Source organism: Variovorax multivorans, assembly GCF_051216835.1.
Classification (GTDB): domain Bacteria; phylum Pseudomonadota; class Gammaproteobacteria; order Burkholderiales; family Burkholderiaceae_C; genus Variovorax.
Genome location: NZ_JBPJZL010000003.1, coordinates 397,970 through 421,839, shown reverse-complemented (window position 1 = coordinate 421,839; position 23,870 = coordinate 397,970). Strand labels below are relative to the sequence as shown.

The following is a 23,870-nucleotide window of genomic DNA, read 5'->3' as shown; positions in this document are numbered from 1 at the left end:
TCTTCTGCCCATGGCCTTTCCCCTCATCACCGACCCGCATTTCTATGCGGTCGCCATTCCCGCCGTGCTGCTGCTCGGCATCAGCAAGAGCGGCTTCGGCGCGGGCTTCGGTTCGCTCGCGGTGCCGATGATGGCGCTGGCCGTCACGGTGCCGCAGGCTGCGGCCATCCTGATGCCGCTGTTGCTGCTGATGGATGTGCTGGGCCTGGCGGCGTTCCGGCGCGACTTCGATCGCTCGCTGCTCAAGTTTCTGATTCCGTTCGGGTTGCTGGGTACGGTGATCGGCACGCTGCTGTTTCGCATGCTGTCGGCGCACACGGTGGCGGGCATCGTCGGTGTGTTCACGTTGCTGTTTCTGGCGCAGCGCCTGCTGCTTCCGCCCAAGCCCAATGACCCATTGCCTTCGCGCGGCGTGGGCGCAGTGTTGACCACGGTGTCGGGCTTCACCAGCTTCATCGCGCATGCGGGCGGGCCGCCGATCAATGCCTATGTGATTCCGTTGCGGCTCACGCCTGTGGTCTTCACGGCCACCATGGCCTACTTCTTCTTCGTGGTGAATCTCAGCAAGTGGATTCCCTACGCGTGGCTCGGCCTGCTCGACTTTCGCACGCTGGCCACGTCGCTGGTGCTGATGCCGCTCGCGCCTCTTGGCGTGTGGGTCGGCATCCGCATCGCGCGGCGCATCGATGCGACCTGGTTCTATCGCTTCGTGTATCTGGGCATGTTGCTCACGGGCCTGAAGCTCGTCTACGACGGCTTCCTGGCCTGAGCAGTCACCCCGGGCGAGATCAGAGCTCGACGATGCTCTTGAACCCGCCGAAGATCATCCGCTTCGCATCGAACGGCATGGTCTTCGGGTCCATCGCCGCGATGCGCGGGTCGGCCATGACCTTCGCGTTCACCGTGTCGCGGTGCTTGCGCGACTTGTAGACGATCCACGAGAAGGCCACTGTCTCGTCGGTCTTCAGCTTCACGCTCTGCGGAAACGAGGTCAGCTTGCCGGGCTTGACGTCGTCGGCGATGCACTCCACGTATTCGATCGCGCCGTATTCCATCCAGACCTTGCCGGCCTTGCGCGCCAGCTTGCGGTAGGCCTCGACGTTGGCGGTGGGAATGGCGACGATGAATCCGTCTACATAACGAGCCATGGGTGTTCTCCTGAATAAGTTGTGGAAACGCTGAAGAAAGAAAACCGGCGGTTGCATGGCGTGTTGCCGCTCACGATGCCGCCGTCCCCCGGGGTGCTCCTTTTTCGTCAGCCTTTTCGTTGTTCTCCATTTGCCCAGGCATGACGGTGCGAAGCAGCAAGGCCCCGATCAAACCCGCCGCCGCCGCGAACACGGCGCCGACGAGAAACGCAAGGTTGTAGCCACCGGTGAGGGCCAACGGCATCTGTGCACCTGCCGCTTCCATCGATGCGCTGCGCGCGGCCGCGGCGCTGGCCAGCACGGCCAGGCCCAGCGCGCCGCCCATCATGAAAGAGGTGTTGACCACGCCCGAGGCCAGGCCCGAATCGGACGGGCTCACCTCGCTCATCGCAGCCAGCAGCACCGGGTTGAAGGCCATGCCCGCGCCGAGGCCGAGCAGCATCATTCCGGGCAGCACGTCGGTCACGAAGCTGCCGTTGACCGGCGCGCGCGCGAACAGCGCCAGCCCGATGGCCGCGAGCCAGAGCCCGACGGCCAGCGGCTTGCGAATGCCGAAGCGCATCACGATCTTTGCGGAGAGGCCGAGCGAGAACACCGCCATGATCACGTTGGCCGGCAGGAAGGCCAGCCCGATCTGCATGGGCGTGTAGTTCAGCACCAGCTGCATATACAGCGCCGAGATGAAGAACCACGCGAACATTGCAGCGGCCCACAGCACGCCGACCACGTTGGCGACCGACACGCTGCGCAGCTTGAACAGGCCCAGCGGCATCAGCGGATGCTGCACGCGCGACTCGATGCCGATGAAGACAGCCAGCAGCACCACCGCCGCGCCGAGCAGGCTCACCGTTTGCGTGGAGCCCCAGCCGGCTTCGTTGCCGTTGACCACGCCGTACACCGCGAGCATCAGCGACAGCGTGACGGTGATTGCACCGGCCACGTCGAGCTTCTCGCCATGCGCATGGCCGCGCGCGCTGGGCAGCAGCGCCACGCACAGCGCGTACACAGCCACGCCGATCGGCAGGTTCACCAGAAAAATCCAGTGCCAGCTCAGCGTGCTCGTGAGCAGGCCACCCAGCAGCACGCCGATGCTGCCGCCGCCTGCGCACACGAAGCCGTACACGCCCATCGCCTTCGCGCGGTCGGCCGGTTCGGTGAAGAGATTCATGATGAGCGAGAGCGACACGGCCGAGACCACCGCGCCGCCCAGGCCCTGCACTGCGCGCGCCGCCACCAGCAGGCCCTGCGAGGTCGAGACCCCGCAGGCCAGCGATGCCAGCGTGAACAGCACCAGACCCGCGAGGAATACGCGGCGGTGGCCGTACAGGTCGCCGAGCCGGCCACCCAGCAGCAGGAAGCCGCCGAAGGTCAGCATGTAGGCGTTCACCACCCAGACCAGCGAGGTCTCGGTGAAGCCCAGGTCGGTACGGATCGAGGGCAGCGCCACATTCACGATGGTGGTGTCGAGCACGATCATCAGAACGCCGAGGCACAGCACCATCAATGCGAGCCAGCGCTTTCGGCTGTCGAGTTGGTTGGTCATGGGAAGTGCAATTCCTGTAGAGCGATGGGAGGAAGGGTCAGACCAGCGGCTTCCCGCCGTTGATCAGCCACGGCGTGCCGAAGCGGTCGGTCACCATGCCGAAGCCTTCGACCCAGAAGGTCTTCTCGAAGGGCATGGAAACCTTGCCGCCGTTGGCAAAGGCATCGAACACGCGGCGCGCTTCGGCGACGGTATCGAGGGTCAGCGCAACGCCGAAGCCCTTCATGCCTTCGTACGGCTGGCCGGGCATGGAGTCGGAGGCCATGAGCAGGCCGTCGCCGTAGGCCAAGGAGGCATGCATGATGCGCCTCTTCGCTTCGGGCGGAAACTGCTCGGTGTCGGGCGCTTCGCCGATGGTCATCATCATCTGCATGGTGCCGCCGAGCGTCTTCTCGTAGAAGCGCATGGCCTCTGCTGCGTTGCCGTCGAACGTGAGGTAGGCGTGAATGGGGGACATGAGGTTTCCTTGTGGGGTTACTTTTCGGTGGCCGTCTTGAGATTGGCAAGGCCTGCTTCGAAGTCCTTGCCGATCATCTGGTCCACGTTGAAGAAGATGCCCATGAGCTTTGCAACATAAGGGCTGGGGCCATACATGGCCCAGGTGACCTGCGTTGCGTTGCCCTGGGGCTGCAGCGTGAATTCGGCCGTGTTGTGGCCTTCGAAGGGCTTGATGAAGTCGAGCTTGATCGCGACCTTCGATGAAGGCGTCGACTCCACGATCTCCATGCTCCCGGCGCCCGCCTTGTCGTTGCCCTCCCAGGCGTAGGTTGCGCCCTTGCCGCTTGCCGTGCCGCCGAAGGTGCGCTTCATGGCGGGGTCGAGCTTCTCGTAGGGCGACCATGCGCTCCAGCGGTGGAAGTCGTCGATCAGCGGAAAGATCTTGTCGGCGGGTGCTTCGATGCGCGCGGTGCGTTCGACGCGGAAGGTGTCGGGCCGGGTGGCGGCGAAGATCAGCAGTGCGGCGATCGCGAGCACGATGACGAGGGCGATTTTCTTGAGCATGTCGGGAGCTTTCTCGGGAGATGGATGGAGCGTGCGGGAATCAGGTGGGGTGCGCGACGACCAGCAGCCAGCCCACGCCGAAGCGGTCGGTCAGCATGCCGAAGTTCGAGGTGAAGAAGGTCGGCATCAGCGGCTGAATGACCTGGCCGCCTTCGGCCAGCGCGTTGAACCACTTGACGACTTCGGTGTCGGTGTTGGCGGTGAGCGCGAGCATGATGCCCTCGAACTTCGCCTGGCCCGAGCAGCGGCCGTCGGAGGCCATCAGCTCGGTGTCGCCGATGCGGAACACGGCGTGCATCACCTTGTTTGCATCTGGCGTGCCACCGGCGCAACCGGCTTCGGCATTCTCCGAAGGGGCTCCTGCAGGCGCTTCGCTGTAGCGCATGAGCTGCACGACCTCGGCGCCGAGCGCCTTCTTGTAGAAGCCGAGCGCTTCGTCGCAGCGGCCTTCGAACGAGAGGTAAGACTGGACTTTCATTGCGATTCCTTTGGATTGGAGAGGTGACTCGGAGGCCCTGGTGTCATGGGCCGCAAACAATCGGATTACCTTGTGTACACCGTCCACAAAGAATAACAGGGATAATGGACAGTGTCCACATGGAATTGCAATGAAGCTCAACAACGTCCCCGACAGCCTGCCGCCCGCCCGCAGCACTTATCGCCACGGCGACCTGCGCCGGGCGCTGCTGGACGCGGGCATTGAACTGGCGCGCGACGGCGGCCCCGGCGCGGTGGTGCTGCGCGAGGCCACGCGACGCGCGGGCGTGGTGCCCAATGCGGCGTACCGGCACTTCGGCAGCCGGCAGGAGCTTTTGTTGGCGGTGCGCGAGGCGGCCCTGGCCGCGGCGGCGACCGCGATGGAAAAAGAGCTGGCGGTCCTGCCCTGCGACCAGCCACCCGCAGACTTCGCGCGGGCGCAAGTGCGCGCCGTCGGCACCGCCTATCTACGCTTCGCGCAGGCCGAGCCCGGCTTGTTCCGAACGGCCTTCGTGATCTCCGACGAGGGCAGCGGCGAACTCGGCCCGGGCAAGGCGGGCGCCAGCGGGCTGGACCCGTTCCAGCTGCTGGGCAAGGCCATCGACCGGCTGGTGGACGCGGGCGTGCTCGACCCGGCGCGGCGCCCGAATGCCGAATATCTCGCGTGGAGCGCAGTGCACGGGCTGGCGCTGCTCATCATCGACGGGCCGCTGCGCGAGCTGCCGGCCGAGGCTGCGCACAGCCTAGGTCAGCAGCTGATCGACATGGTCGAGCGAGGTCTCTGAGGCCCCTTCAAAACGCTAGAAATAGATCTTCTGCAGCAGCCGGATCAGCGTCTCGCGCTCCCGCGCGGTCAGCTTGGCGCTGGCGTCGGCTTCGAGCTGGATCACGGTCTGCTCGGCCTCGCGGACCAGCGTTTCACCAGCCGCTGTGAGATGCAGGCCGACGGCGCGGCCATCGTGCGGGTGGGGGCGGCGTTCGATCAGGCCCCGGCTGTCCAGCGTGGCCACCAGGCTCACGAGGTTCGGCGGCAGGATGTCCAGCGCGTTGCACAGCTGCCGTGAGGTGGCCCCCGGGTTGTGCGCCAGCAGCGACAGCACTGAAAAGTCGATCTGCTTCAGCCCGTAGGGCGCCATGCGCTCCGCGAAGAAGGCGCTGACGATCAGCCACGCTCGGCGCGCGTTGTAGCCGACCAGGGTTTCGAGCATGCGTGCGTCGAGCCGGTCCTGCTTGCCTTGCGGCACTGCGGCCTGCTCGCCTCTCGCGGGGGCGGGTTTCGGGGAGGGTGGCATGGTCCGAGCGTAACCGCGAGTGGAGGCATGCGAGCGCTTCGAGTGGCTAGTTGGCGACACCCGGGGGCGTCGCGGCATGATGGCTCAGGGCCACCGTCTCGCAAGCCCGCTTGACGATGCCCAGCCGCATTTCGAACTCAGGCAGCACCCAGCGGCGAAAGGCCGCCGCCGCCCGGGCCTTGTCAGCGTCTTGAGGCGCCACTGCCTCAATGCGTGCCCAGGCCCACGCCATCAGCGTGAGCATCGTCACGCGCAGGTAGTCGTCGGCCACCTCATACGGCAGTACCGGGTTGGCATGCGCCGCCATCGCGACAGTGGTGCCCAGGTAGCGCAGCTGCGCCAGCCGGCGCTGCACGTCGGCATCGGCTTCGCGCGAGGCGTCGAGCGTGTCGCGCAGCTCGAGCAGCACAGCCGACATGCCCACGCCGCCATCGGGCAGCACCTTGCGCACCAGCAGGTCGATAGCCTGGATCTCGTTGGTGCCCTCGTAGATCATGGTCACGCGCGCGTCGCGCACGATCTGCTCGATGCCCCATTCGCGCACGTAGCCGTGGCCGCCTGAACACCTGCAGGCATTCGCTCGCGCCATGAAAGGCCTGGTGCGTGCACGCGGCCTTGAGCACCGGCGTGACGAACGAACACCAGCGCTGCGCGCGCTCGCGCGCCTTGGGGTCGGCGTCGTGCGCGGCGACGTCGAGCATCAGCGCGCTGCGGTAGGCGAGGGTGCGCGCGCCGTCGATCCACGCGCGCTGCGTGTCGAGAATGCGTCGCACGGCCGGGTGCTCGGCGATCAGGTCGGCCGGCTCGCTACCGCGGCTGGCGGGCACGGGGCCGGGGGCGCGCATCTGGCGGCGCTCGGCGGCATAGGCGTCGGCCTTCTGCCAGGCGGCATCGAGCAGGCCGATACCTTGCAGCGCCACATGCAGGCGCGCCGAATTCATCATCACGAACATCGCAGCCAGCCCACGGCCGGGCTCGCCGACCAGCCAGCCGGTGGCGTCGTCGAAGCGCATCGTGCAGGTGGGGCTGCCGTGCAGGCCCATCTTTTCTTCTATGCGTTCGCAGTGCACGGCGTTGCGTGTGCCGTCGGGCAGCAGCTTGGGCACCAGCACCAGCGACAGGCCCTTGGGGCCGGCCGGGGCATCGGGCAGGCGGCACAGCACGAGATGCACGATGTTCGGCGTCAGGTCGTGTTCGCCGCCGGAAATGAAGATCTTGCCGCCGTTCACCCGCAGGCTGCCGTCGGCCTGCCCCATCTGCGGTGTGGCGCGCGTGCGCACCTGCCCCAGGTCGCTGCCCGCATGGGCTTCGGTGAGGCACATGGTGGCAAGCCATTCGCCGGTCGCGATCTTCTGCAGATAGCGCTGCTTCAGCTCCTCGCTGCCGTGGTGCTTGAGGCAGGCGTATGCGCCGTGCAGCAGGCCGGGCGCCATCGTGAGGCCATGGTTGGCGGCGGCCAGCCATTCGTAGAGCACCGCTTCGAGCACTGCGGGCAGGCCCTGGCCGCCGTCTTCCGTCGCGGCCGACAGCGCAGGCCAGCCACCGTCGACGAAGGCCTGGTACGCCTCGCGAAAGCCCGGTGGCGAGACGACTGCGCCATCGGCAAAGCGGCAGCCGATTTCGTCGCCGCCACGGTTGATGGGCGCCACCACCTCGCCGACGAAGCGGCCTGCCTCTTCGAGCACTTGCGATTGCAGGGCCTCGTCGACTTCGGCAAAAGGCGCGAGCGCAGCCAGGCGCGCGGGCGCGTCGAGCACGGCATTGAGCAGGAAGCTGACGTCTTCGGGGCGGGGCTGGTAATCCATCGGAGGTTCGGTAACTCGGTATCAGGGCGTCGGGAGCTTGCAGGCGAAGCTGCTCGCGCGTTCGGTGTCGCCGCCGGTGTAGGTTGCGACTTGCGGGTAGGGGCACAGCGGCCGCGTGCGTTGCGCCGACCAGTTGGCCGGCACCTCGGCGTTGGGCATCGGCGTGCCCGCGCCGCGCGCCGAGGCGGTGACCGATGCGGGCGCCTTGCCCTGCTCGACCCAGTCGACCAACGCGCTCAGCATGTCGAACTGGTCGGTGGCCGGGCCGCCCGCGCAGTGGTTCATGCCGGGCACCGGGAAGTAGCGTGCGAACGACGAGGCATCGCCGCCATTCGCGGCCTGCACACGGTCGTACCAGGCCTGCGTGTCGTCAGACGAGAACACCGGGTCGCTGGTGCCGTGATAGACGATCATCCGGCCTCCGCGGTCGCGCAACGCGCCCAGGTTGGCCGCGTCGGGCGGCGTCATGAACGACAGGGCCGATTCGCGGAACACGCCATCGGTGGCCGCGATGCGCGGTGCGTCGCGATCCATGTCGAAGCCCAGCGCAAAGGGCAGGCCCTGCGGCCGGTCGGCCAGTGGCGGCGTGCTGAAGATGAAGCCCACGGCACCCGCGTCGCGCGTCGGCGGGCTCGCGAACTTCCACTCACGCCAGTTGGCGCCGCTGACGCCCGCGTCGAACGGGAAGCTGCTGTAGATCGGCTGGCCCGCGCTGTTGCGCGCGCCCTTGAATACATTGGCGAGCGCATTCTTCTGCGGCGCGCTGAGGCACATGCCGTCACGCGTACCCGCCGCGCAGGTGGGCACCGCCGTCTGGATGTCGAAGCGCGTCTTGCAGGCATTGACGTTCGACACGATGCCGTCGGCCAGGCCGTCGAGCGCGTCGCAGCGCTGCAGCACCTTGTCGGCCACCAGCTTCAGCTCGGCTGGCGTGAACGCGCTCTGCAGGTCCGGTTGGCCGGCGGGTGTCTTCGCGCTGGCCACAGCCGCGTACTGCTGCGCGCCGTAGAGCTGCGCGACTGCCGCCTTCGGCAGGTTGAAGCCGGGGTCGCCCGCGAGGATGCCGTCGTACTGGTCGGCCGAGCGCACGGCAGCCACCATTGCATGCCGCCCGCCGTTGGAGCAGCCACCGAAGTAGGAGCGGTCGGGTCCGCGACCGTAGGCCTTGGAAATCAGGTTCTTGGCCATCGGCGTGAGTTGCGCGACGGCGTTGTAGCCGTAGTCGAGCCGCGCCTGCGGGTCAAGCCCGAAGCGCGGGCCCATCGAGCCCGCATGGCCGGCGTCGGAGCTGATGACGGCAAAGCCCATCTGCAGCGCGCTGCTGCGCGGCCCGCCGCCGCCGATGCCGCCGAGCGCCGGCACCACGACGCCGTCGAGCCCGCCGTTGGCCTGGTAGAAGAAGCGGCCGTTCCATGCAACAGGCAGCCGTATCTCGAAGCCGATGGCATAGCGCTGGTTGTCGATGGGGCTCGTGCGCTCGTTCATGCGGCCCTGCACGAGGCAGTGCGCGGGCGCGCTCATGGCCACGCCGCCAACCGTGACGGTGCCGGCCGGTACGTCGGTGACCGAGGTGTAGACCGTGCCCGGCAGAGCGGCGCGGGCGGCAAGGTCGGTGCAGGCCTGGAGCGTGCCGGGCCGCGCGGCGGCCAGCGGCGCATGCGGTGCCGTATTCGGTGCCGCGGGCCGGCCCGCGCAGGCCGCGAGCAAGGCGGCAACGCCGAGCGCGGTTGCGCACAGGCCGAGGTGGATGTGGCTCTGTCGGGTCATCAAGTTGTCTCCTTGCCGCGCATGCCGCGGCGTTCTTCTCGTCAGGCGGCTTTTCTTGCCGCGCCCAGGTAGGTGTCGATCACGCGCGAATCGACCGCGAGTTCTTGCGCCTTGCCTTCCAGGCTCACGCTGCCCATTTCGAGCACGTAGCCGTGGTCCGCCACTTCAAGCGCGGCGCGTGCGTTCTGCTCCACCAGCAGGATCGTCACGCCCGTGGCGCGCAGCGCATCGACCGTGCGGAAGATCTCCTGCACCACCAGCGGCGCCAGGCCCAGGCTGGGCTCGTCGAGCATCAGCAGCGTGGGGCGCGACATCAGCGCGCGGCCCACTGCCAGCATCTGCCGCTCGCCGCCCGACAGCGTGCCAGCCAGCTGAGCGCGGCGCTCCTTCAGGCGCGGGAACAGCGTGTAGACCTCGTCGATGCGGTCGCGCCACTGCCTGTTGCGCAGCCGCACCTGGCGGAACGCGCCGAGCACGAGGTTGTCTTCCACCGGCATGGTGCCGAACAGCTCGCGCTTCTCGGGCACCAGCGCGATGCCGAGCATCACGCGTTCCTCGAGTGACAGCGCCGAGATCGGCTGGCCCTTGAACTCGATGACGCCCTTGGCGGGCAGCACGCCCATCAGTGCATTGAGAAGCGTGGACTTGCCGGCCCCGTTCGGGCCGATCACGGTGACGACGCTGCCCTGGTCGGCCTGAAGGTCGATGCCGTGCAGCACTTCGGCGCGGCCGTAGCCGGCGTGCAGGTCGCGGATGCGGAGCAAGGGTGTCGTCATGTCAATGCTCCGTTCCCAGGTACGCGGCGCGCACCTTGTCGCTGTTCTGCACCTCGGCGGGCGTGCCCTCCATCAGGTGTGTGCCGAATTCCATCACCACGATGTGGTCGCAGATGTCCATCACCAGTCCCATGTCGTGCTCGACCAGCAGGATGCTCATGCCCTCGCCGCGCAGTTGCCGCAGCACCTTGCCCAGCGCTTCCTTTTCCTTGTGGCGCAGGCCGGCCGCCGGCTCGTCGAGCAGCAGCAGGGCCGGGTCGGCGCACAGTGCGCGTGCAATCTCCAGCAAGCGCTGCTGGCCCATCGCGAGGTTGCCCGCGAGTTCGTGCAGCAAGGCGCCCATACCCACGCGCTGCAGCTGGCGCTCGGCCTCGCGGAACAGCGCGCGCTCTTCGGCGCGGTCGATGCGCAGCATGGCTGCAATGGCGCCCTTGCGCCCGCGCAGGTGCGCGCCCAGCGCCACGTTTTCCAGCACCGTCATGTCGGCCACCATCTTCACGTGCTGGAAGGTGCGCGATACGCCGCGCTGCGCGATCTGCCTTGCGCCGAGCCCGCCGATGGCCTCACCACGGAAGCGCACCGCGCCGCCCGAGAGACCGAGCACGCCGGTCACCAGGTTGAAGGTGGTCGACTTGCCCGCGCCGTTCGGCCCGATGAGGCCGACGATCTGGCCGGCGCGCGTCTGGAAGCTGATGTCGTTCACCGCCACCAGCCCGCCGAAGGTCTTGCGGATGGCCTGCACGTCGAGCACCACTTCGCCAGAGGCGGGCTTGGCGCGCGCGGGCAGGTCTTTCGCGCCTTGCCAGTCGACGCTGCGGCGCGGACGCGGCAGGCGCCGGTCGACAAAAGCCCAGAGCCCTTCGGGCAGGTACTTGAGCACCAGCACGATCATGATGCCGAACACGATCAGCTCGTAGCTGCCGGCCGTTCCGATCAGCTTGGGCAGCAGCACCTGCAGCTGGTCTTCGAGCAGCTTGACCACGCCCGAGCCCGCGATGGCGCCCCACACATGGGCCGCGCCGCCGAGCACCGCCATGAACAGGTACTCGATGCCCATCTTCAGCCCGAAGGGCGAGGGGTTCACCGTGCGCTGGAAGTGAGCGAACAGCCAGCCCGAGATCGACGCGAGCATGGCCGCCAGCACGAAGATGCCGATCTTGAAGCGCAACGTGTTCACGCCCATGGCCTCGGCCATCTGCGAGCCGCCCGCCAGCGAACGGATGGCGCGGCCGCTGCGCGAGTCGAGCAGGCGGATCACCGCGAACGCCGCGAGGATCGCAAAGGCCCAGACCACGCCGTAGAACAGCCGCTGCTGGCCGAACTCGAAGCCGAACAACGACAAACCCTTCACGCCCAGGATGCCGTCGTACTTGCCGAGCGCGTCGAGGTTGCCCATGAGGTAGTACAGCGACAGCGCCCACGCGATGGTGGCCAGCGGCAGGTAGTGGCCCGACATGCGCAGCGTGATGGCGCCAATGATCGCGGCGCTGAGGCCAGTGAGCGCCAGCCCGATGAACAGAGTGACCCACGGCGAGAGGCCGGTGTTCACCGTGAGGTAGGCGGTGGTGTACGCACCGATACCCACGAAGGCCGCCTGCCCGAAGGAGGTGAGGCCGCCCACGCCGGTGAGCAGCACCAGGCCGAGCACGGGCAGCGTGTAAATGCCGATGTAGTTGAGCTGGATGATCCAGAAGTCGGGCAGCGGCAACAGCGGCAGCGCGATCAGCACCAGGATCAGCGCGAGCGGGCCCCAGGTGCGCAGCGCGCTCTTGTCGGGCACGCGGGTCGAAGAAGGGTTCAGGAGCGCGTCCATCTCAATGCTCCTCGTCCGAATGGCCGCTGGTCAGCGAGCGCCACAGCAATACCGGCAGGATGATGGTGAACACGATCACTTCCTTGAACGAGCTGGCCCAGAACGAGCCGAAGGCCTCGATGACACCCACTGCCAAAGCACCGAGCAGCGCACCCGGGTAGCTGGCGAGACCGCCGATCACACCAGCCACGAAGCCCTTCAGCCCGATGAGAAAACCCGAGTCGTAGAACACCGTGGTGGTCGGCCCGATCAGCAAGCCCGAGAGCGCACCGATCAGCGCCGCCATCGCGAAGGTGAGCTGTCCGGCCGCCTGCGTCGAGATGCCCATCAGTCGCGCGCCCAGCCGGTTCACCGCTGTGGCCCGCAGCGCCTTGCCGTACAGGCTGCGCTCGAAGAACAGCCACAGCAGCACGATCAACGCGCCCGACATGCCGAAGATGATCAGCGCTTGTCCGCTCACGTTGAGCGGCCCGAGCGCCATGCGCTCGTCCCAGAACGGCGGGTTGCGAAAGCCCTCCGCGCCGAAGAACAGCAGGCCCAGCCCGGTCATCGCAAAGTGCACACCCACCGAGACGATCAGCAGCACCAGCGAACTCGCGCCCGCTAGCGACTGATACGCCACGCGATACACCAGTGGCCCGAAGGCCGTGACGATGAACACCGTGAGTAGCGCCTGCACGCCGATCGGCAGGTTGCGCGGCCCGGCCCAGGCCGACACCGCGCAAATGATGGCCGGCGCTGCGAATGTGCGCAGCGCTGCCTTCAGTCCGCTCGCCGCGCTGCCGCTGTGGCGCCAGGTGGTGACCAGGTCCATCAGCGCGGCGACACCGGCCAATATGAGCAGCAGCCACACCGTGCCCGGCGTCTTGCCGGTCTGGAAGATCGCCAGCGTCAGCGCGCCGTACGCCACGAATTCGCCCTGCGGGATGAAGATGACGCGGGTCACCGTGAAGACGAGCACGATGCCCATGCCCAGCAGGGCATAGATCGCGCCATTGGTGAGTCCGTCCAGCGTCAGGATGCTGGCGATTGAAAGGTCCATGGCGTGCGGTCGTGGCGAAGAATTACTGTTCGACCTTGAAGGCGCCGTTCACCACCTTGAGCATCACGCCGGTCTCGGTCGTGTAGCCCCAGTGGTCCTGCGCCGTCCAGTTGAGCACACCGTGCGCGAGCACCGTGCGGCCCATGCTTTCGAGCGCGTCGCGCAGTGCGGCGCGGAATTCGGGCGTGCCGGGCTTGGCCTTCTTGAGTGCGACGGGCACGGCCTTTTCGAGCACTGTGAGCGCGTCGGCCGAGTGGCCGGCGAACTGGTTGCGCGAGCCGGGGCCATAAACCTTTTCGTAGCCCTGCACGAAAGCGACCGCGGCGGCCTTCGACGGGTGGCTGTCGGGCAGTTGCTCGGCCACGGTGGCGGGGCCCGACACCACGAAGGTGCCTTCGGCGTCCTTGCCGGCGGTGCGCATCAGGTCTTGCGTGGCGGCGGCATGCGTCTGGTAGACCTTGCCCTTGAAGCCGCGCTCCATCACCGCTTTTTGCGGCATGCCGGCGCCGCTGCCCGAGGCCACGATCAGGATCGCATCCGGGTTGGCGGACGTGAGCTTCAGCACCTGGCCGGTCACGCTGGTGTCGGCGCGTGCGAAGCGCTCGGTGGCGACGATCTTGATGCCGTTCTTCGCGGCTTCTGCGGTCAGCGCCTTCAGCCACAGCTCGCCGTACGCGTCGGTGTAGCCGAGGAAGCCGACCGTCTTCACGTTCTGCTTTTTCATGTGCGCGACCACTGCGAAAGCCATCACGTCATTCGACTGCGGCAGGCGGAAGAACCACTTGTCCTTGCCCGGCGGCAGGCCGGCGGGCGCGGTGGAGATCTGCGGCGTGCCCGCTTCGGCCGTCACGTCGGCCATCGGGATGGCGACCGGCGTGGCGCTGGAGCCGACGATGACGTCGGCCTTGTCTTCGGTGACCAGGCGCTGCGCGTCCTTCACGCCGGTGGTCGGGTCGGTGGCATCGTCGAGCACCACTACCTTGAGCGTTTCGCCCGCGATGGTCTTGGGCCAGATCATGATGCCGTTCTTCACCGGAATGCCCAGGCCCGAGGCGGGGCCCGTGAGCGGCTGCACCACGCCGATGGTGATGTCGGCATGGGCCATGCCGACCATGCCGGTGGCCATGAGCGCCAGCACGGCGGCGAGGGTGGTCTTCCTGAAGGTCATTGGTGTCTCCTGATACGTTGTAAGGGCGGGAACTTGGGAACGCAGAAAGGGGCTCAGCGCGGCGCCATGCGCAGGGCGCCGTCGAGGCGGATTACCTCGCCGTTGAGGTGGCCGTTGGTGACGACGTGGCAGGCCAGCTCGGCGAATTCCGATGGCTTGCCCAGGCGCGGTGGGAACGGGATCGACGCGGCCAGCGAGTGCTGCACCGCCTCGGGCAGCTCCAGCAGCAGCGGCGTGGCGAACAGGCCCGGCGCCACGGTGCACACGCGGATGGCGTGTTGCGCGAGGTCGCGCGCCATCGGCAGCGTCATGCCGACCAGGCCGCCCTTGGAGGCGCTGTAGGCCTGCTGGCCCACCTGGCCGTCGAAGGCGGCGACCGAGGCGGTGAAGAGCATCACGCCTTTTTCGCCGTTGTCGAGCGCGTCGAGCTTCGCGCAGCGCGCGGCGAACAGGCGCGCCATGTTGTAGCCGCCGATCAGGTTGATGTTGACCACGCGCACGAAGTCTTCGAGCGGCGCGGGGTTGCCGTCCTTGCCGACGATGCGCTTGGCGCTGCCGATGCCGGCCACGTTCATCAGGATGCGGGCGGTGCCGTGCGCGGCCTCGGCCTTGTCGAGCGCAGCGTTCACGCTGTCGGTGTCGGTGATGTCGCAGACGCAGGCGACGCCGCCAATCTCCGCTGCCACCTTTTCAGCGAGCGCGGCATTGCGGTCGAGCACTGCGACCTTGGCGCCCAGGCGTGCGAGTTCGCGCGCGGTGGCTTCGCCGAGGCCCGATGCGCCGCCGGTGACGAGGGCGGCTTGTCCTTCGATCTTCATTCTTGTGTCTCCTGGATGGGTTAGCGGGGCTTGACGGTGAAGGGCAGGGTGCCGTCGTGCATTGCATCGGCCAGCGCGGCGCGGTGCTTGAGCACGGAGCGCTGGTTGATGGAGCCCTTGTCGGTCACTTCGCCCTTGTCGATGGATGGCGGATCGGCCATCAGGTGCAGCCGCGCGATGCGGTTGGCGCTGCCTGTGGCATTCGCGGCCAGCGTGTCTGCGACCTGCTGGAAGTGCGCCTGCACCGGTGCGCTTTCGAGCACCTGCTGCATGGTGGCGTCGGGGGCCAGGCCGGCGAGCTGCCGCACCTTCTGCGTCGGGAAGATCAGCGCGCCGACTTCCTTCAGGTTGATGCCGGTCAGCACCGCGTCCTGCACGTAGGGCGCGCCGGCCGCGATGATCTTCGCGCGCATCGGGCCCACGCTCACGAAGGTGCCGGTGGCGAGCTTGAAGTCTTCTGCGATGCGGCCGTCGAAGCGCAGGCCGCGGTGGATGTTGTCGTCGTCTATCCACTTGACGGCATCGCCGGTGGAGAAGAAGCCTTCGTCGTCGAAGGCCTCGGCCGTGGCATCGGGTGCGCGCCAGTAGCCGGGCGTGATGTTGGGGCCGCGGTAGCGCACCTCGGTCTTGCCGTCGACGTCGATCAGCTTGAGCTCGATGCCGGGAGCGGGCAGGCCCACGTCGCCCGACTTCACGTCGGGGCCGGTCACGTAGAGCGCGAAGGGGCCCGATTCGGTCATGCCGAGGCCAGTGCCCATGACGATGCGCTCGCCGACTTCAGACTCCTGCGTTTTGTGCAGGCTGTCCCACACGGGCTGCGACAGCGCGGCGCCCGAGTAGAAGAACATCTTCACGCGCGACAGCAGGTTGCGGCGCAGCACCGCGTCGGTTTCCATGGCGTGCGCGATGGCCTCGAAGCCGGTGGGCACGTTGAAGTAGATGGTGGGCGCGATCTCGCGCAGGTTGCGCAGCGTCTCGGCCATGCCGCCGGGCGTGGGCTTGCCGTCGTCGACGTAGAGCGTGCCGCCGTTGTCCAGCACGATGCCCACGTTGTGGTTGCCGCCGAAGGTGTGGTTCCAGGGCAGCCAGTCGACGAGCACGGGCGGCTCTTCACCCAGCGCGGGAATCGACTGGCGCAGCTGCTGCTGGTTGGCGCACCACATGCGATGCGTGTTGATCACCGCCTTGGGCATCTTGGTGGAGCCCGAGGTGAAGAGGAACTTGGTGATGGTGTCGGGGCCGGTCGACTGCATGGCCGCGTCGATGGCCGGCGTGGCGGGTGTCGAGGCCAGTGCGTCGAGCGAGGTGGTGGCGCGGCCTTCGAGCTGGCCTTCTGCAATGACGACTTCGGTCTCGGCCGGAACGACCGCCGCAATGGCGCGGCCGTAGCGTGCGGCATCGGTGGCGAACACGAGGCCAGGGGTCAGCGTGTCGAACACGTGGCGCAGCTTCTCGAAGTCCTGGCTCACGAGCGAGTAGGGCGGCGACACGGGGCAGTAGGGCACGCCGGCGTAGAGGCAGCCCAGCGCGAGCAGCGCGTGATCGATGCCGTTCTCGCTGAGGATGGCCACGGGGCGCTCGGCGCTCAGGCCGCGGTTCAACAGGGCTTGTCCGATACCGCGGGCCTTCTGCAGCGCCTCGGCGTAGCTCACGCGGATCCAGTCGCCGGTGCTGCCGTCGGCCAGCCGTTCGCGGCGGGCGATGAAGGTGCGATCGGGTGTGGTCTCGGCCCAGTGCGCGAGGCGGTCGGTCATGCGCTCGCGGTAGGTTTCGAGCTGCGTCTCGGCGGTGAGGTACTGCGTGCCCGGTGCGCCGTCGCGCAGCACGGCGCGGGTGACGCCGAAGGCCAGGGGACGGTATCGGATGGCAGTCATGTCTTGCTCACCTTGGCGCCGCGGCCTTCGAGGAAATCGCGCACGCGTTCCTTGGCTTCCGGGGCGGCCTGTGCGATGCCGGCCATCAGCGCTTCGGTGAAGAAGCCGTGGTCGGCCGACTGCTCGGCGATGCGCGGCAGTGCGTGCATCAGCGCGTAGTTGGTCAGCGGCGCGTTGGTGGCGATGCGCTTGGCGAGTTCGAAGGCCTTGTCGAAGGCCGTGCCTTCGTCGACCAGGTACTGCGCGAAGTTGGCGCGCTCGCCGTCCTCGGCGTTGTAGACGCGGCCGGTCATCATCATGTCGGTCATGCGAGCCACGCCGATCAGCTTGGGAATGCGCACCGAGCCGCCGCCGCCCACGAAGATGCCGCGCGAGCCTTCGGGCAGCGCGTAGAAGGTGGAGCGATCGGCCACACGGATGTGGCAGGCGCTGGCCAGCTCGAGCCCGCCGCCGACCACCGCGCCGTGCAGCGCCGCTACTACCGGCACCGGGCCATGCTGGATGAGGTCGAGCGCCGCGTGCCACATGCGCGAGTGCTGCAGGCCCTGGCCGGCGTCGCGCTCTTTCAGCTCGCTCAGGTCGAGGCCGGCGCAGAAATGCGGGCCTTCGCCGTCGATCACCGCGGCGCGCACGGTGGAGGGCAGTTTCTCGAAGGTGTCGCGCAGCGCGAGGATCAGGCCGTCGGACAACGCGTTGCGCTTGGTGCCGCGCGTCAGGCGGACGATGGCGACTTCGTCGCGGAGCTCGATGTGAAGGTCTGGATTGGTCATGATGGTGTTCGGGGTTGCGTTGGATTATGGTTATGAGAAATAATCAATTCAAGGCATTTGGACCTGCCCGGGCCTAGGGACTTACCCGTACTGGAGACAAACACATGGACCACCAGAACCTGATTGCGATCGACATCCACACCCACGCCGAAGTGAGCTGCTGGAACCCCTTCGACAACTACGGCGAGGAATACGACCGCGCCGCCGACAAGTACTTCGGCTCCAGCGGCCGGCCCACCATTGCGGAGAGCGTGGCGTACTACCGTGAAAGAAAGATCGGCCTGGTGATGTTCATGGTCGACGCCGAATCGAACATGGGCCGCCGTCGCATCCCGAACGAGGAAATTGCCGAGGCCGCGCAGAAGAACAGCGACATCATGATCGCCTTCGGCAGCATCGATCCGCACAAGGGAAAGATGGGCGCACGCGAGGCGCGCCGGCTCATCGAAGAGCACGGCGTGAAGGGCTTCAAGTTTCACCCGACGGTGCAGGGCTACCACCCCTACGACAAGATGGCCTGGCCCATCTACGAAGTGATTGCCGAATACGGCCTGCCAGCCATCTTCCACACCGGCCACAGCGGTATCGGCTCTGGCATGCGTTGCGGCGGCGGGCTGCGGCTGGAGTACAGCAACCCGATGCACCTGGACGACGTGGCCATCGACTTCCCCGACATGCAGATCGTGATGGCACACCCCAGCTTCCCCTGGCAGGACGAGGCGCTGAGCGTGGCCACGCACAAGCCCAACGTGTGGATCGACCTGTCGGGCTGGAGCCCCAAGTACTTTCCGAAGCAGCTGGTGCAGTACGCCAACACACTGCTGAAGGACCGCATCCTGTTCGGCAGCGACTACCCGCTGATCACGCCCGACCGCTGGATGCGCGACTTCGAGGCGGCAGGGTTCAAGCCCGAGGTGATGCCGGGCATCCTGAAGGGCAATGCGGTCAGGCTGCTGAAGCTGGCGGCCTGACCGGTGGCGCGGGCGCTACGCGTCCGCTTCTTCCTTCGGCGCGGTTTCCTCGCCGTCCAGCCGCTCCCAGTCGCGCCCCGAGCGGCGCTGCCGCTCCTCGCGCTCGCGCGCCATCTGCTCCTCGAACTGCTGCCGGCCTGCCTTGTTGGCGGCGATCAGCTTGGCGCGGTCTTTGTAGTGCGGATAGATCTCGTCGCTGAGCTTGATGTTCCGGCGACGAAAGCGCATGGTCGATTCGCGCGCCTCATGCGCCGGCCAGCCCAGCGCCTCCAGTGTCGCGCGGGCGCTGCGTAGCGACGATTCGAACACCTCGCGCTCGACCTCTGTCACGCCGCGGTCGCGCAGTTGGAACAGGTGCGTCACGTTGCGTGCCCGCGCGATGATGCGTGCCTGCGGAAAGTTCTCCTTCACGAGGTCGACGATTTCGAGCGACTGCTCGATGTCGTCCACCGCCACCACGATGGCCTTGGCCGTGCCCGCGCCCGCGGTGCGCAGCAGGTCGAGCCGGGTAGCGTCGCCGTAGAACACGCGAAAGCCGAACTGCCGCAGGCCTTCGACGGTGTCGGCGTCGTGGTCGAGCACCGTCACGCGCAGGCCCTGCGACATCAGCATGCGCCCGACGATCTGGCCGTAGCGGCCGAAGCCGCAGATCAGCACCTTGGCGTCCTGCTGCTCCGAGATTTCTTCGAGCTGCGGGCCCTGATTGCGGCTGTAGCGCGGCAGCACGAACTTGTCGAGCAGCACCAGCAGCAGCGGCGACAGCAGCATCGACAGCGCCACCGCGCCGATCAGCAGCGAGGTGATCTCGGGCGGCAGCACGTCGGGCCCCGCGGCCTGGAACACCACGAAGGCGAACTCGCCGCCCTGCGCGAGCAGCAGCGTGAACACGGGCCGCTCCTGGTAGGCGATGCCCATTGCCTTGGCGAGCGAATAGATCACCACCAGCTTGATGACCATGAAGCCGACCACCAGCATCGCCATGACCCACGGGCTCGCGATCAACACGCCGAAGTTGATCGACATGCCCACGGCGATGAAGAACAGGCCCAGCAGCAGGCCCTTGAAGGGCTCGATGTCGGTTTCGAGCTCGCGCCGGTATTCGCTTTCTGCCAGCAGCACGCCGGCAAGGAATGCGCCGAGCGCCATCGACAGGCCCACCAGCTGCATCAGCGCCGCGATGGCCACCACCAGCAAGAGAGCGGCGGCGGTGAAGATCTCGGGCGTGTCGCTGCGCGCGATCCAGCGCAGGATGGGGCGCAGCAGCAGCCGGCCGCCGAGGATGATGCCGCCGATCACGCCGAGGATTTTTGCGGCTTCGAGCGCGCGCTCCAGCCCGGTAATGGATTGCTCGGCCGCGGTGGCGCCCGCAAGCAGCGGCAGCAGCGCGAGGATGGGGATGGCCGCCACGTCCTGGAACAGCAGGATCGAGAAGCCGGCCTGCCCGCTGGGCGTCTTCAGCAGGTTGCGTTCGCCGAACACCTGCAGCGCGATGGCGGTGGACGACAGCGCCAGGCCCAGCGCGGCCACCAGCGCCACGCGCCATTCGGCGCCCACGGCCCAGCCCACGGCGAACAGCACCACGGCGCAGCTCAGCACCTGCGCGGCGCCCCAGCCGAAGATGGGTCGGCGCAGGCTCCACAGGCGCTTGGGTTCGAGTTCGAGGCCCACGAGAAACAGCATCAGCACCACGCCGAATTCGGCGAAATGCAGCACGTCCTCGACGCTGGACACGAGCCCCAGCCCCCAGGGGCCGATGGCGATGCCGGCCACGAGGTAGCCGATGATCGAGCCGAGGCCCAGGGCCTTCGAAAGCGGCACCACCAGCACGGCGGCGCCAAGATAGATAAGGCTGTTGGTCAGCCAGGCGGGTGCGTGTTCCATGCTCAGGCCGCCTTCTTGCCGTGGTTGTCTGCGGAGGCGTTCGCAAGGCCGTGGGTCACGGCGGCATGGAAGGCGCTGGCGGCCGCCTTGTCGAGCTCATCGACCTCGGCCGGCCGATCGCTCTCGGGTACCGGACAGGCCACGCAGGCGTCGATCTCCTCGATCTCTGGCCAGTCTGGGTAGCTGCCCAGTCGCTGGGCGAAGGTTTCGACATGCGACTTCACATCCGCCTCGCTGGCGCTGCGCGCGCCGTAGAAGATCAGCGGCGGCAGAAAGCGCATGCCGCACAGCGCGGCGGTCTGCTCGTAGGGCGGCAGGAAGGCGTCGAAGAAATAGCGGTGGTAGTTCTGCGGGTGGTAGCTCGCCTCGGGGCTGCCCGTGGTGGCGACCAGCCACAAGTCCTTGCCCTGCAGGGCCGTGCCGCCGGGACCATAGGCCCAGCCGTAGCTGAGCACGTCGTCGACCCAGAGTTTTTGCAGCGCGGGCATCGAGTACCACTGGATCGGGTGCAGCAGCACCACCAGGCTGGCCTGGGCGAGTCGGGCCTGTTCGGCCTCGATGTCGATGGCGAAGTCGGGGTAGCTGCCGTAGAGGTCGTTCACGTCGACGCCGGGCACGGCGCGCGCGGCGGCGAGCATGCGGCGGTTGACGCGGGAGTCGCGCCAGTGCGGGTGCGCCGCCAGCACGTAGATGCCGCCGGAATTGCCGCCGGAGCTGTCGGCGGAAGTTCCCATGGATGTTGTTGTCGTCATCCCGCGAACATATCTCAGTCAGGGCCGGTGCGTCGGGCAAAAGCGCGCCAGCGACTACCATTCCGGCTGTCCCAGTTCTGGAGGAGAGCTTTATGCCGGTGGTTCTGGTCGCCAATCCCAAGGGTGGGGTCGGCAAGTCGACGATCGCGACGAATGTCGCGGGCTATTTCGCAAGCCGCGGCCATGCCGTGATGCTGGGCGACGTGGATCGCCAGCAGTCCTCGCGGCTCTGGCTGGGCCTGCGCCCGCCACTGGCCCGGCCCATCGCCACCTGGGAAGCTACGGGCGAGAGCACGGTGGTGCGCCCGCCGCGCGGCACCACGCACGCGGTGCTCGACACGCCGGCCGGCCTGCACGGCTGGCGCTTCAAGGAAGTGCTGGCGCTGGCCGACCGGGTGATCGTGCCGCTGCAGCCGAGCATCTTCGACATCTACGCCACGCGCGATTTCCTCGACCGGCTGATGGAGCAGCGCCGCGCCGAGAAAACGAAGATCGGCCTCGTCGGCATGCGCGTGAACGCCCGCACGCTGGCGGCCGACCGGCTCCACGAGTTCATCGCCGGGCTCGGCGTGCCGGTGGTCGGCGAGCTGCGCGACACGCAGAACTACGTGCAACTCGCGGCGCGCGGGCTCACGCTGTTCGACATCGCGCCCGGCCGCGTGCAGCGAGACCTGGAGCAGTGGCAGCCGATCTGCGAATGGCTCGACGCCTGAGCTGCTTGGCCGTCTTCTCCCGGTTTTCCCTGAGCCCGGTTGTCGCCCGCCCGACAGCCGCGCGAGCGCCCCGGACGCCAGAATGCCCCGCATGACCAAAAAGACATTCCAGACCCTTCAGGATCTCGCCGCCTGCGTCGGCCAGGAAGTCGCCGTGAGCGACTGGATCACCATCACACAGGAGCAGGTCAACCAGTTCGCCGAGGCGACGGGCGACCACCAGTGGATCCATGTCGATATCGAGCGGGCCAAGGCCGGCCCCTTCGGCGGGCCGATCGCCCATGGCTTTCTGACGCTGTCGCTGCTGCCGCGCTTCTACGAGACGGCGCTTGACGTGGTCGAGTCGCGCATGGGCGTGAACTACGGCCTGAACAAGGTGCGCTTCATGTCGCCAGTGCCGGTGGGCAAGCGCCTGCGGGCCCGCATGAAGCTGCTGACCTCTGAAGCGATTGCCAACGAAGGCTTCCAGATGACCTGGGAGACCACCATCGAACTCGAAGGCGCTGCCAAGCCGGCCTGCGTGGCCGAGTCGGTAGTGCGCCGCTACCGCTGAGGAAGCGGCAGCCCTTCCTCTTTCTTCTTACATCCGGCGATCGGTCACTTCGCCGTAGGTGGCTGCACCCTGGTGGGTAATGCTCAGTGCACTGGCGCGCACCGCGTTGCGGTCGACGTTGCTGCTCCTGGCCTGCTGCACGCCGGTGCCACCGTTATTGATCTGCAGCGGCTGGCGCGCTTCGGCCTGCACTTGCGTGCGCGACAGCGTCGACTGGAAAGGCGTGGGCGGCAGCGGGTTCTGTTCACCCTGGAAGGCCTGGGCGCCGCTGGCGAGGGCGAGCGTGGCGAAGGTGGCAGAGGCAATCGACTTGATGGCATTCATGGCAAGACTCCTTGGGGCAAAGCGGTGGATGGACCAGATGCCGGGTCGCTTTTGCGGCCGGCATGTCTTCCATACGGCCCGCTTCGCCGATCGGATGCGTCCCTGATGCCCGAAGGGGCGGCGGCTTTGTTTCTTTCTGTCAGCCGAAGCCGTTCTGCCGCCAGGCCTCGAATACCGTCACGGCCACTGCGTTCGAGAGGTTCAGGCTGCGTTGCCCTTCGCGCATTGGCAGCCGCAAGCGCTGCGGCTCGGCAAAGCCGTCGCGCACGGCGGGCGGCAGGCCGCTGGTTTCCGAGCCGAACACCAGCCAGTCGCCGGGCTGGAAGCGCACGTCATGCACGGCTCGCGTGCCGCGCGTGGTCAGGGCGAACATGCGGTCGGCCGCGGGTTGCTCGGTGGCGAGCAGGGCCTGCCAGTCGGCATGACGCTTTACTTCGGCGTACTCGTGGTAGTCGAGCCCGGCGCGGCGCAGCAGGCGGTCGTCCATCGAAAAGCCCAGCGGCTCGACCAGGTGCAGCGTGCAGCCGGTGTTGGCTGCGAGCCGGATCACGTTGCCGGTGTTCGGCGGAATTTCGGGGTGGACCAGGACGATATGGAACATGCGCCGATTGTCGGCGGCTCAGCGTGGCGGATCGGTCCGGGCCAGCACGACGGCGGTGATGTGGGCTGCGCCGGCCAGCCGCAGCACTTCGGCGGCGGCGAACAGCGAGGCGCCGCTGGTCATCACGTCGTCGACCAGCACGAGGCGCCGGCCGCGCAGCTCCTCGGCACGCTGCGGCTCCACCGCGAAGGCGCCGCGCAGGTTGCGCAGCCGGTCGGCGCGCGAAAGGCCGCTCTGGGCGGGCGTCTCGCGGGTGCGCAGGAGCAGGGTGGCGTCGGTCTTGGAAGGTGCCAGCCGCCGCGCCAGCTCGTGCGCCTGGTTGAAGCCGCGTTCGCGTAGCCGACCGGGCGCCAGCGGCATCGGCAGCACGACGTCGCAGGCTTCCAGCGCCGGTTCCACCCAGGGCGCGCTGCGCAGCAGCGTGGCGAACGGCCCGGCCCAGCCTGCCTCGCCACGGAACTTGAAGGCTGCGATGGCGTCTGGCCACGGCCACGCGTAGGTGCAGGCCGCGAGGCAGGCGTCCAGCGGCGGCGGGTGCTTCACGCATTCGCCGCAGCGGCTCACGCCCTCGGGCACGGGCAGCGCGCAACTGCCGCATCGCGCGGTGGGCGGCGCGAAGCGGGCCACGCAGGCATCGCACACCGGGCGCGAGGGCCAGGCGCGGCAGACCGCGCACTGGCTGGGCAGCCGTGCAAGCAGCGAAGTGAGGGGCCTGAACGGCGCGAAAGGCAGGAAAGGCCACAGGGCCCGATGGCTGAGCATTGCCTCAATATACTCACG

General features: G+C 67.7%; 24 protein-coding genes and 1 pseudogene. 5 read left to right on the top strand and 20 right to left on the bottom strand.

The features are described 5' to 3' along the window. The first annotated feature begins 10 nt into the window (after positions 1-10). Positions 11-769 (top strand): sulfite exporter TauE/SafE family protein, encoded by a 759-nt coding sequence (locus ACSFCA_RS09065; protein ID WP_093057601.1) that lies wholly within the window; start codon positions 11-13, stop codon positions 767-769. Positions 770-788: 19 nt separating this feature from the next. On the opposite strand, the gene ACSFCA_RS09060 is transcribed toward ACSFCA_RS09065, so the two are convergent. The 5 genes from ACSFCA_RS09060 to ACSFCA_RS09040 all read right to left on the bottom strand — a co-directional run bounded on the left by ACSFCA_RS09060 (position 789) and on the right by ACSFCA_RS09040 (position 4,171). Further along, entirely contained in the window at positions 789-1,148 is a 360-nt protein-coding gene (locus ACSFCA_RS09060; protein WP_093057602.1) for a DUF1428 domain-containing protein, read from the bottom strand. A 70-nt stretch (positions 1,149-1,218) separates the two neighbouring features. Then, positions 1,219-2,691, bottom strand: coding sequence for a DHA2 family efflux MFS transporter permease subunit (locus tag ACSFCA_RS09055; protein ID WP_258353020.1), 1,473 nt, complete (start codon positions 2,689-2,691; stop codon positions 1,219-1,221). A 37-nt stretch (positions 2,692-2,728) separates the two neighbouring features. Further along, positions 2,729-3,148: a VOC family protein gene (locus tag ACSFCA_RS09050; RefSeq protein WP_435459204.1), complete on the bottom strand. Its 420-nt coding sequence runs from the start codon at positions 3,146-3,148 to the stop codon at positions 2,729-2,731. Between the two features lie 17 nt (positions 3,149-3,165). Then, entirely contained in the window at positions 3,166-3,693 is a 528-nt protein-coding gene (locus tag ACSFCA_RS09045) for an SRPBCC family protein (protein WP_435459205.1), read from the bottom strand. Positions 3,694-3,733: 40 nt separating this feature from the next. After that, entirely contained in the window at positions 3,734-4,171 is a 438-nt protein-coding gene (locus ACSFCA_RS09040) for a VOC family protein (RefSeq protein ID WP_435459206.1), read from the bottom strand. A gap of 130 nt (positions 4,172-4,301) precedes the next feature. Here ACSFCA_RS09040 and ACSFCA_RS09035 point away from each other — a divergent pair, with 130 nt between their 5' ends. Then, the gene (locus ACSFCA_RS09035; RefSeq protein ID WP_435459207.1) at positions 4,302-4,955 is read left to right on the top strand and encodes a TetR/AcrR family transcriptional regulator; all 654 of its coding nucleotides are present in this window, start codon (positions 4,302-4,304) and stop codon (positions 4,953-4,955) included. Between the two features lie 15 nt (positions 4,956-4,970). Here the strand turns inward: ACSFCA_RS09035 and ACSFCA_RS09030 are convergent, their stop codons facing one another. The 10 genes and pseudogenes from ACSFCA_RS09030 to ACSFCA_RS08985 form a co-directional block, all read right to left on the bottom strand. Beyond that, on the bottom strand, positions 4,971-5,462 hold the full coding sequence (locus ACSFCA_RS09030) for a MarR family winged helix-turn-helix transcriptional regulator (RefSeq protein ID WP_258353025.1): 492 nt from the start codon (positions 5,460-5,462) through the stop codon (positions 4,971-4,973). A 46-nt stretch (positions 5,463-5,508) separates the two neighbouring features. Further along, positions 5,509-7,267, bottom strand: a pseudogene (locus tag ACSFCA_RS09025) (acyl-CoA dehydrogenase family protein). Between the two features lie 21 nt (positions 7,268-7,288). After that, positions 7,289-9,034 (bottom strand): tannase/feruloyl esterase family alpha/beta hydrolase, encoded by a 1,746-nt coding sequence (locus ACSFCA_RS09020; protein ID WP_435459208.1) that lies wholly within the window; start codon positions 9,032-9,034, stop codon positions 7,289-7,291. Positions 9,035-9,075: 41 nt separating this feature from the next. Beyond that, on the bottom strand, positions 9,076-9,810 hold the full coding sequence (locus ACSFCA_RS09015; RefSeq protein WP_093057611.1) for an ABC transporter ATP-binding protein: 735 nt from the start codon (positions 9,808-9,810) through the stop codon (positions 9,076-9,078). A 1-nt stretch (position 9,811) separates the two neighbouring features. Next, positions 9,812-11,623, bottom strand: a complete 1,812-nt coding sequence (locus tag ACSFCA_RS09010; protein WP_435459209.1) for a branched-chain amino acid ABC transporter ATP-binding protein/permease — start codon at positions 11,621-11,623, stop codon at positions 9,812-9,814. A gap of 1 nt (position 11,624) precedes the next feature. Continuing rightward, complete coding sequence (locus tag ACSFCA_RS09005) at positions 11,625-12,665, bottom strand: branched-chain amino acid ABC transporter permease (RefSeq protein WP_258353029.1); 1,041 nt, start codon at positions 12,663-12,665, stop codon at positions 11,625-11,627. A gap of 22 nt (positions 12,666-12,687) precedes the next feature. Then, positions 12,688-13,833, bottom strand: a complete 1,146-nt coding sequence (locus ACSFCA_RS09000; RefSeq protein ID WP_258353030.1) for an ABC transporter substrate-binding protein — start codon at positions 13,831-13,833, stop codon at positions 12,688-12,690. A 53-nt stretch (positions 13,834-13,886) separates the two neighbouring features. Then, a complete protein-coding gene (locus tag ACSFCA_RS08995) occupies positions 13,887-14,651 on the bottom strand; it encodes an SDR family NAD(P)-dependent oxidoreductase (protein ID WP_258353031.1) in 765 nt (254 codons plus the stop codon). A 20-nt stretch (positions 14,652-14,671) separates the two neighbouring features. Next, positions 14,672-16,525 carry a feruloyl-CoA synthase gene (locus ACSFCA_RS08990; protein ID WP_258353032.1) on the bottom strand — a complete coding sequence of 618 codons (1,854 nt, stop codon included), beginning with the start codon at positions 16,523-16,525 and terminating at the stop codon, positions 14,672-14,674. Further along, on the bottom strand, positions 16,522-17,295 hold the full coding sequence (locus tag ACSFCA_RS08985; RefSeq protein ID WP_093057617.1) for a crotonase/enoyl-CoA hydratase family protein: 774 nt from the start codon (positions 17,293-17,295) through the stop codon (positions 16,522-16,524). The genes ACSFCA_RS08990 and ACSFCA_RS08985 overlap by 4 nt, the downstream gene beginning before the upstream one ends. Before the next feature lie 104 nt (positions 17,296-17,399). Here ACSFCA_RS08985 and ACSFCA_RS08980 point away from each other — a divergent pair, with 104 nt between their 5' ends. Next, entirely contained in the window at positions 17,400-18,266 is an 867-nt protein-coding gene (locus ACSFCA_RS08980) for an amidohydrolase family protein (protein WP_093177541.1), read from the top strand. A gap of 15 nt (positions 18,267-18,281) precedes the next feature. On the opposite strand, the gene kefC is transcribed toward ACSFCA_RS08980, so the two are convergent. Then, the gene (gene kefC, locus ACSFCA_RS08975) at positions 18,282-20,147 is read right to left on the bottom strand and encodes a glutathione-regulated potassium-efflux system protein KefC (protein WP_258353034.1); all 1,866 of its coding nucleotides are present in this window, start codon (positions 20,145-20,147) and stop codon (positions 18,282-18,284) included. A 2-nt stretch (positions 20,148-20,149) separates the two neighbouring features. Further along, complete coding sequence (kefF, locus tag ACSFCA_RS08970) at positions 20,150-20,899, bottom strand: glutathione-regulated potassium-efflux system oxidoreductase KefF (protein WP_435459210.1); 750 nt, start codon at positions 20,897-20,899, stop codon at positions 20,150-20,152. Positions 20,900-20,991: 92 nt separating this feature from the next. On the opposite strand from kefF, the gene ACSFCA_RS08965 reads away from it, so the two are divergent. Then, entirely contained in the window at positions 20,992-21,612 is a 621-nt protein-coding gene (locus tag ACSFCA_RS08965) for a ParA family protein (protein WP_435459211.1), read from the top strand. A gap of 82 nt (positions 21,613-21,694) precedes the next feature. Beyond that, the gene (locus ACSFCA_RS08960; RefSeq protein ID WP_435459212.1) at positions 21,695-22,165 is read left to right on the top strand and encodes a MaoC family dehydratase; all 471 of its coding nucleotides are present in this window, start codon (positions 21,695-21,697) and stop codon (positions 22,163-22,165) included. Between the two features lie 27 nt (positions 22,166-22,192). On the opposite strand, the gene ACSFCA_RS08955 is transcribed toward ACSFCA_RS08960, so the two are convergent. The 3 genes from ACSFCA_RS08955 to ACSFCA_RS08945 all read right to left on the bottom strand — a co-directional run bounded on the left by ACSFCA_RS08955 (position 22,193) and on the right by ACSFCA_RS08945 (position 23,852). Continuing rightward, positions 22,193-22,489: a DUF4148 domain-containing protein gene (locus ACSFCA_RS08955; RefSeq protein WP_435459213.1), complete on the bottom strand. Its 297-nt coding sequence runs from the start codon at positions 22,487-22,489 to the stop codon at positions 22,193-22,195. 139 nt (positions 22,490-22,628) lie between these two features. Continuing rightward, positions 22,629-23,090 carry a tRNA (uridine(34)/cytosine(34)/5-carboxymethylaminomethyluridine(34)-2'-O)-methyltransferase TrmL gene (gene trmL, locus ACSFCA_RS08950; RefSeq protein WP_056595198.1) on the bottom strand — a complete coding sequence of 154 codons (462 nt, stop codon included), beginning with the start codon at positions 23,088-23,090 and terminating at the stop codon, positions 22,629-22,631. Positions 23,091-23,108: 18 nt separating this feature from the next. After that, entirely contained in the window at positions 23,109-23,852 is a 744-nt protein-coding gene (locus ACSFCA_RS08945; protein WP_435459214.1) for a phosphoribosyltransferase family protein, read from the bottom strand. Positions 23,853-23,870 lie beyond the last annotated feature (18 nt).

Bases quoted from the DNA above. Each gene is read 5' to 3' on its own strand.
- kefF (WP_435459210.1), bottom strand. From the start codon at position 20,899: ATGACGACAACAACATCCATGGGAACTTCCGCCGACAGCTCCGGCGGC.
- ACSFCA_RS09035 (WP_435459207.1), top strand. From the start codon at position 4,302: ATGAAGCTCAACAACGTCCCCGACAGCCTGCCGCCCGCCCGCAGCACT.
- ACSFCA_RS08945 (WP_435459214.1), bottom strand. From the start codon at position 23,852: ATGCTCAGCCATCGGGCCCTGTGGCCTTTCCTGCCTTTCGCGCCGTTC.
- ACSFCA_RS08965 (WP_435459211.1), top strand. From the start codon at position 20,992: ATGCCGGTGGTTCTGGTCGCCAATCCCAAGGGTGGGGTCGGCAAGTCG.
- ACSFCA_RS08995 (WP_258353031.1), bottom strand. From the start codon at position 14,651: ATGAAGATCGAAGGACAAGCCGCCCTCGTCACCGGCGGCGCATCGGGC.
- ACSFCA_RS09050 (WP_435459204.1), bottom strand. From the start codon at position 3,148: ATGTCCCCCATTCACGCCTACCTCACGTTCGACGGCAACGCAGCAGAG.
- ACSFCA_RS08980 (WP_093177541.1), top strand. From the start codon at position 17,400: ATGGACCACCAGAACCTGATTGCGATCGACATCCACACCCACGCCGAA.
- ACSFCA_RS09055 (WP_258353020.1), bottom strand. From the start codon at position 2,691: ATGACCAACCAACTCGACAGCCGAAAGCGCTGGCTCGCATTGATGGTG.
- ACSFCA_RS09060 (WP_093057602.1), bottom strand. From the start codon at position 1,148: ATGGCTCGTTATGTAGACGGATTCATCGTCGCCATTCCCACCGCCAAC.
- trmL (WP_056595198.1), bottom strand. From the start codon at position 23,090: ATGTTCCATATCGTCCTGGTCCACCCCGAAATTCCGCCGAACACCGGC.
- ACSFCA_RS09030 (WP_258353025.1), bottom strand. From the start codon at position 5,462: ATGCCACCCTCCCCGAAACCCGCCCCCGCGAGAGGCGAGCAGGCCGCA.
- ACSFCA_RS09015 (WP_093057611.1), bottom strand. From the start codon at position 9,810: ATGACGACACCCTTGCTCCGCATCCGCGACCTGCACGCCGGCTACGGC.
- ACSFCA_RS09005 (WP_258353029.1), bottom strand. From the start codon at position 12,665: ATGGACCTTTCAATCGCCAGCATCCTGACGCTGGACGGACTCACCAAT.
- kefC (WP_258353034.1), bottom strand. From the start codon at position 20,147: ATGGAACACGCACCCGCCTGGCTGACCAACAGCCTTATCTATCTTGGC.
- ACSFCA_RS09040 (WP_435459206.1), bottom strand. From the start codon at position 4,171: ATGAAAGTCCAGTCTTACCTCTCGTTCGAAGGCCGCTGCGACGAAGCG.
- ACSFCA_RS09065 (WP_093057601.1), top strand. From the start codon at position 11: ATGGCCTTTCCCCTCATCACCGACCCGCATTTCTATGCGGTCGCCATT.
- ACSFCA_RS08985 (WP_093057617.1), bottom strand. From the start codon at position 17,295: ATGACCAATCCAGACCTTCACATCGAGCTCCGCGACGAAGTCGCCATC.
- ACSFCA_RS09000 (WP_258353030.1), bottom strand. From the start codon at position 13,833: ATGACCTTCAGGAAGACCACCCTCGCCGCCGTGCTGGCGCTCATGGCC.
- ACSFCA_RS09010 (WP_435459209.1), bottom strand. From the start codon at position 11,623: ATGGACGCGCTCCTGAACCCTTCTTCGACCCGCGTGCCCGACAAGAGC.
- ACSFCA_RS09045 (WP_435459205.1), bottom strand. From the start codon at position 3,693: ATGCTCAAGAAAATCGCCCTCGTCATCGTGCTCGCGATCGCCGCACTG.
- ACSFCA_RS09020 (WP_435459208.1), bottom strand. From the start codon at position 9,034: ATGACCCGACAGAGCCACATCCACCTCGGCCTGTGCGCAACCGCGCTC.
- ACSFCA_RS08955 (WP_435459213.1), bottom strand. From the start codon at position 22,489: ATGAATGCCATCAAGTCGATTGCCTCTGCCACCTTCGCCACGCTCGCC.
- ACSFCA_RS08960 (WP_435459212.1), top strand. From the start codon at position 21,695: ATGCCCCGCATGACCAAAAAGACATTCCAGACCCTTCAGGATCTCGCC.
- ACSFCA_RS08990 (WP_258353032.1), bottom strand. From the start codon at position 16,525: ATGACTGCCATCCGATACCGTCCCCTGGCCTTCGGCGTCACCCGCGCC.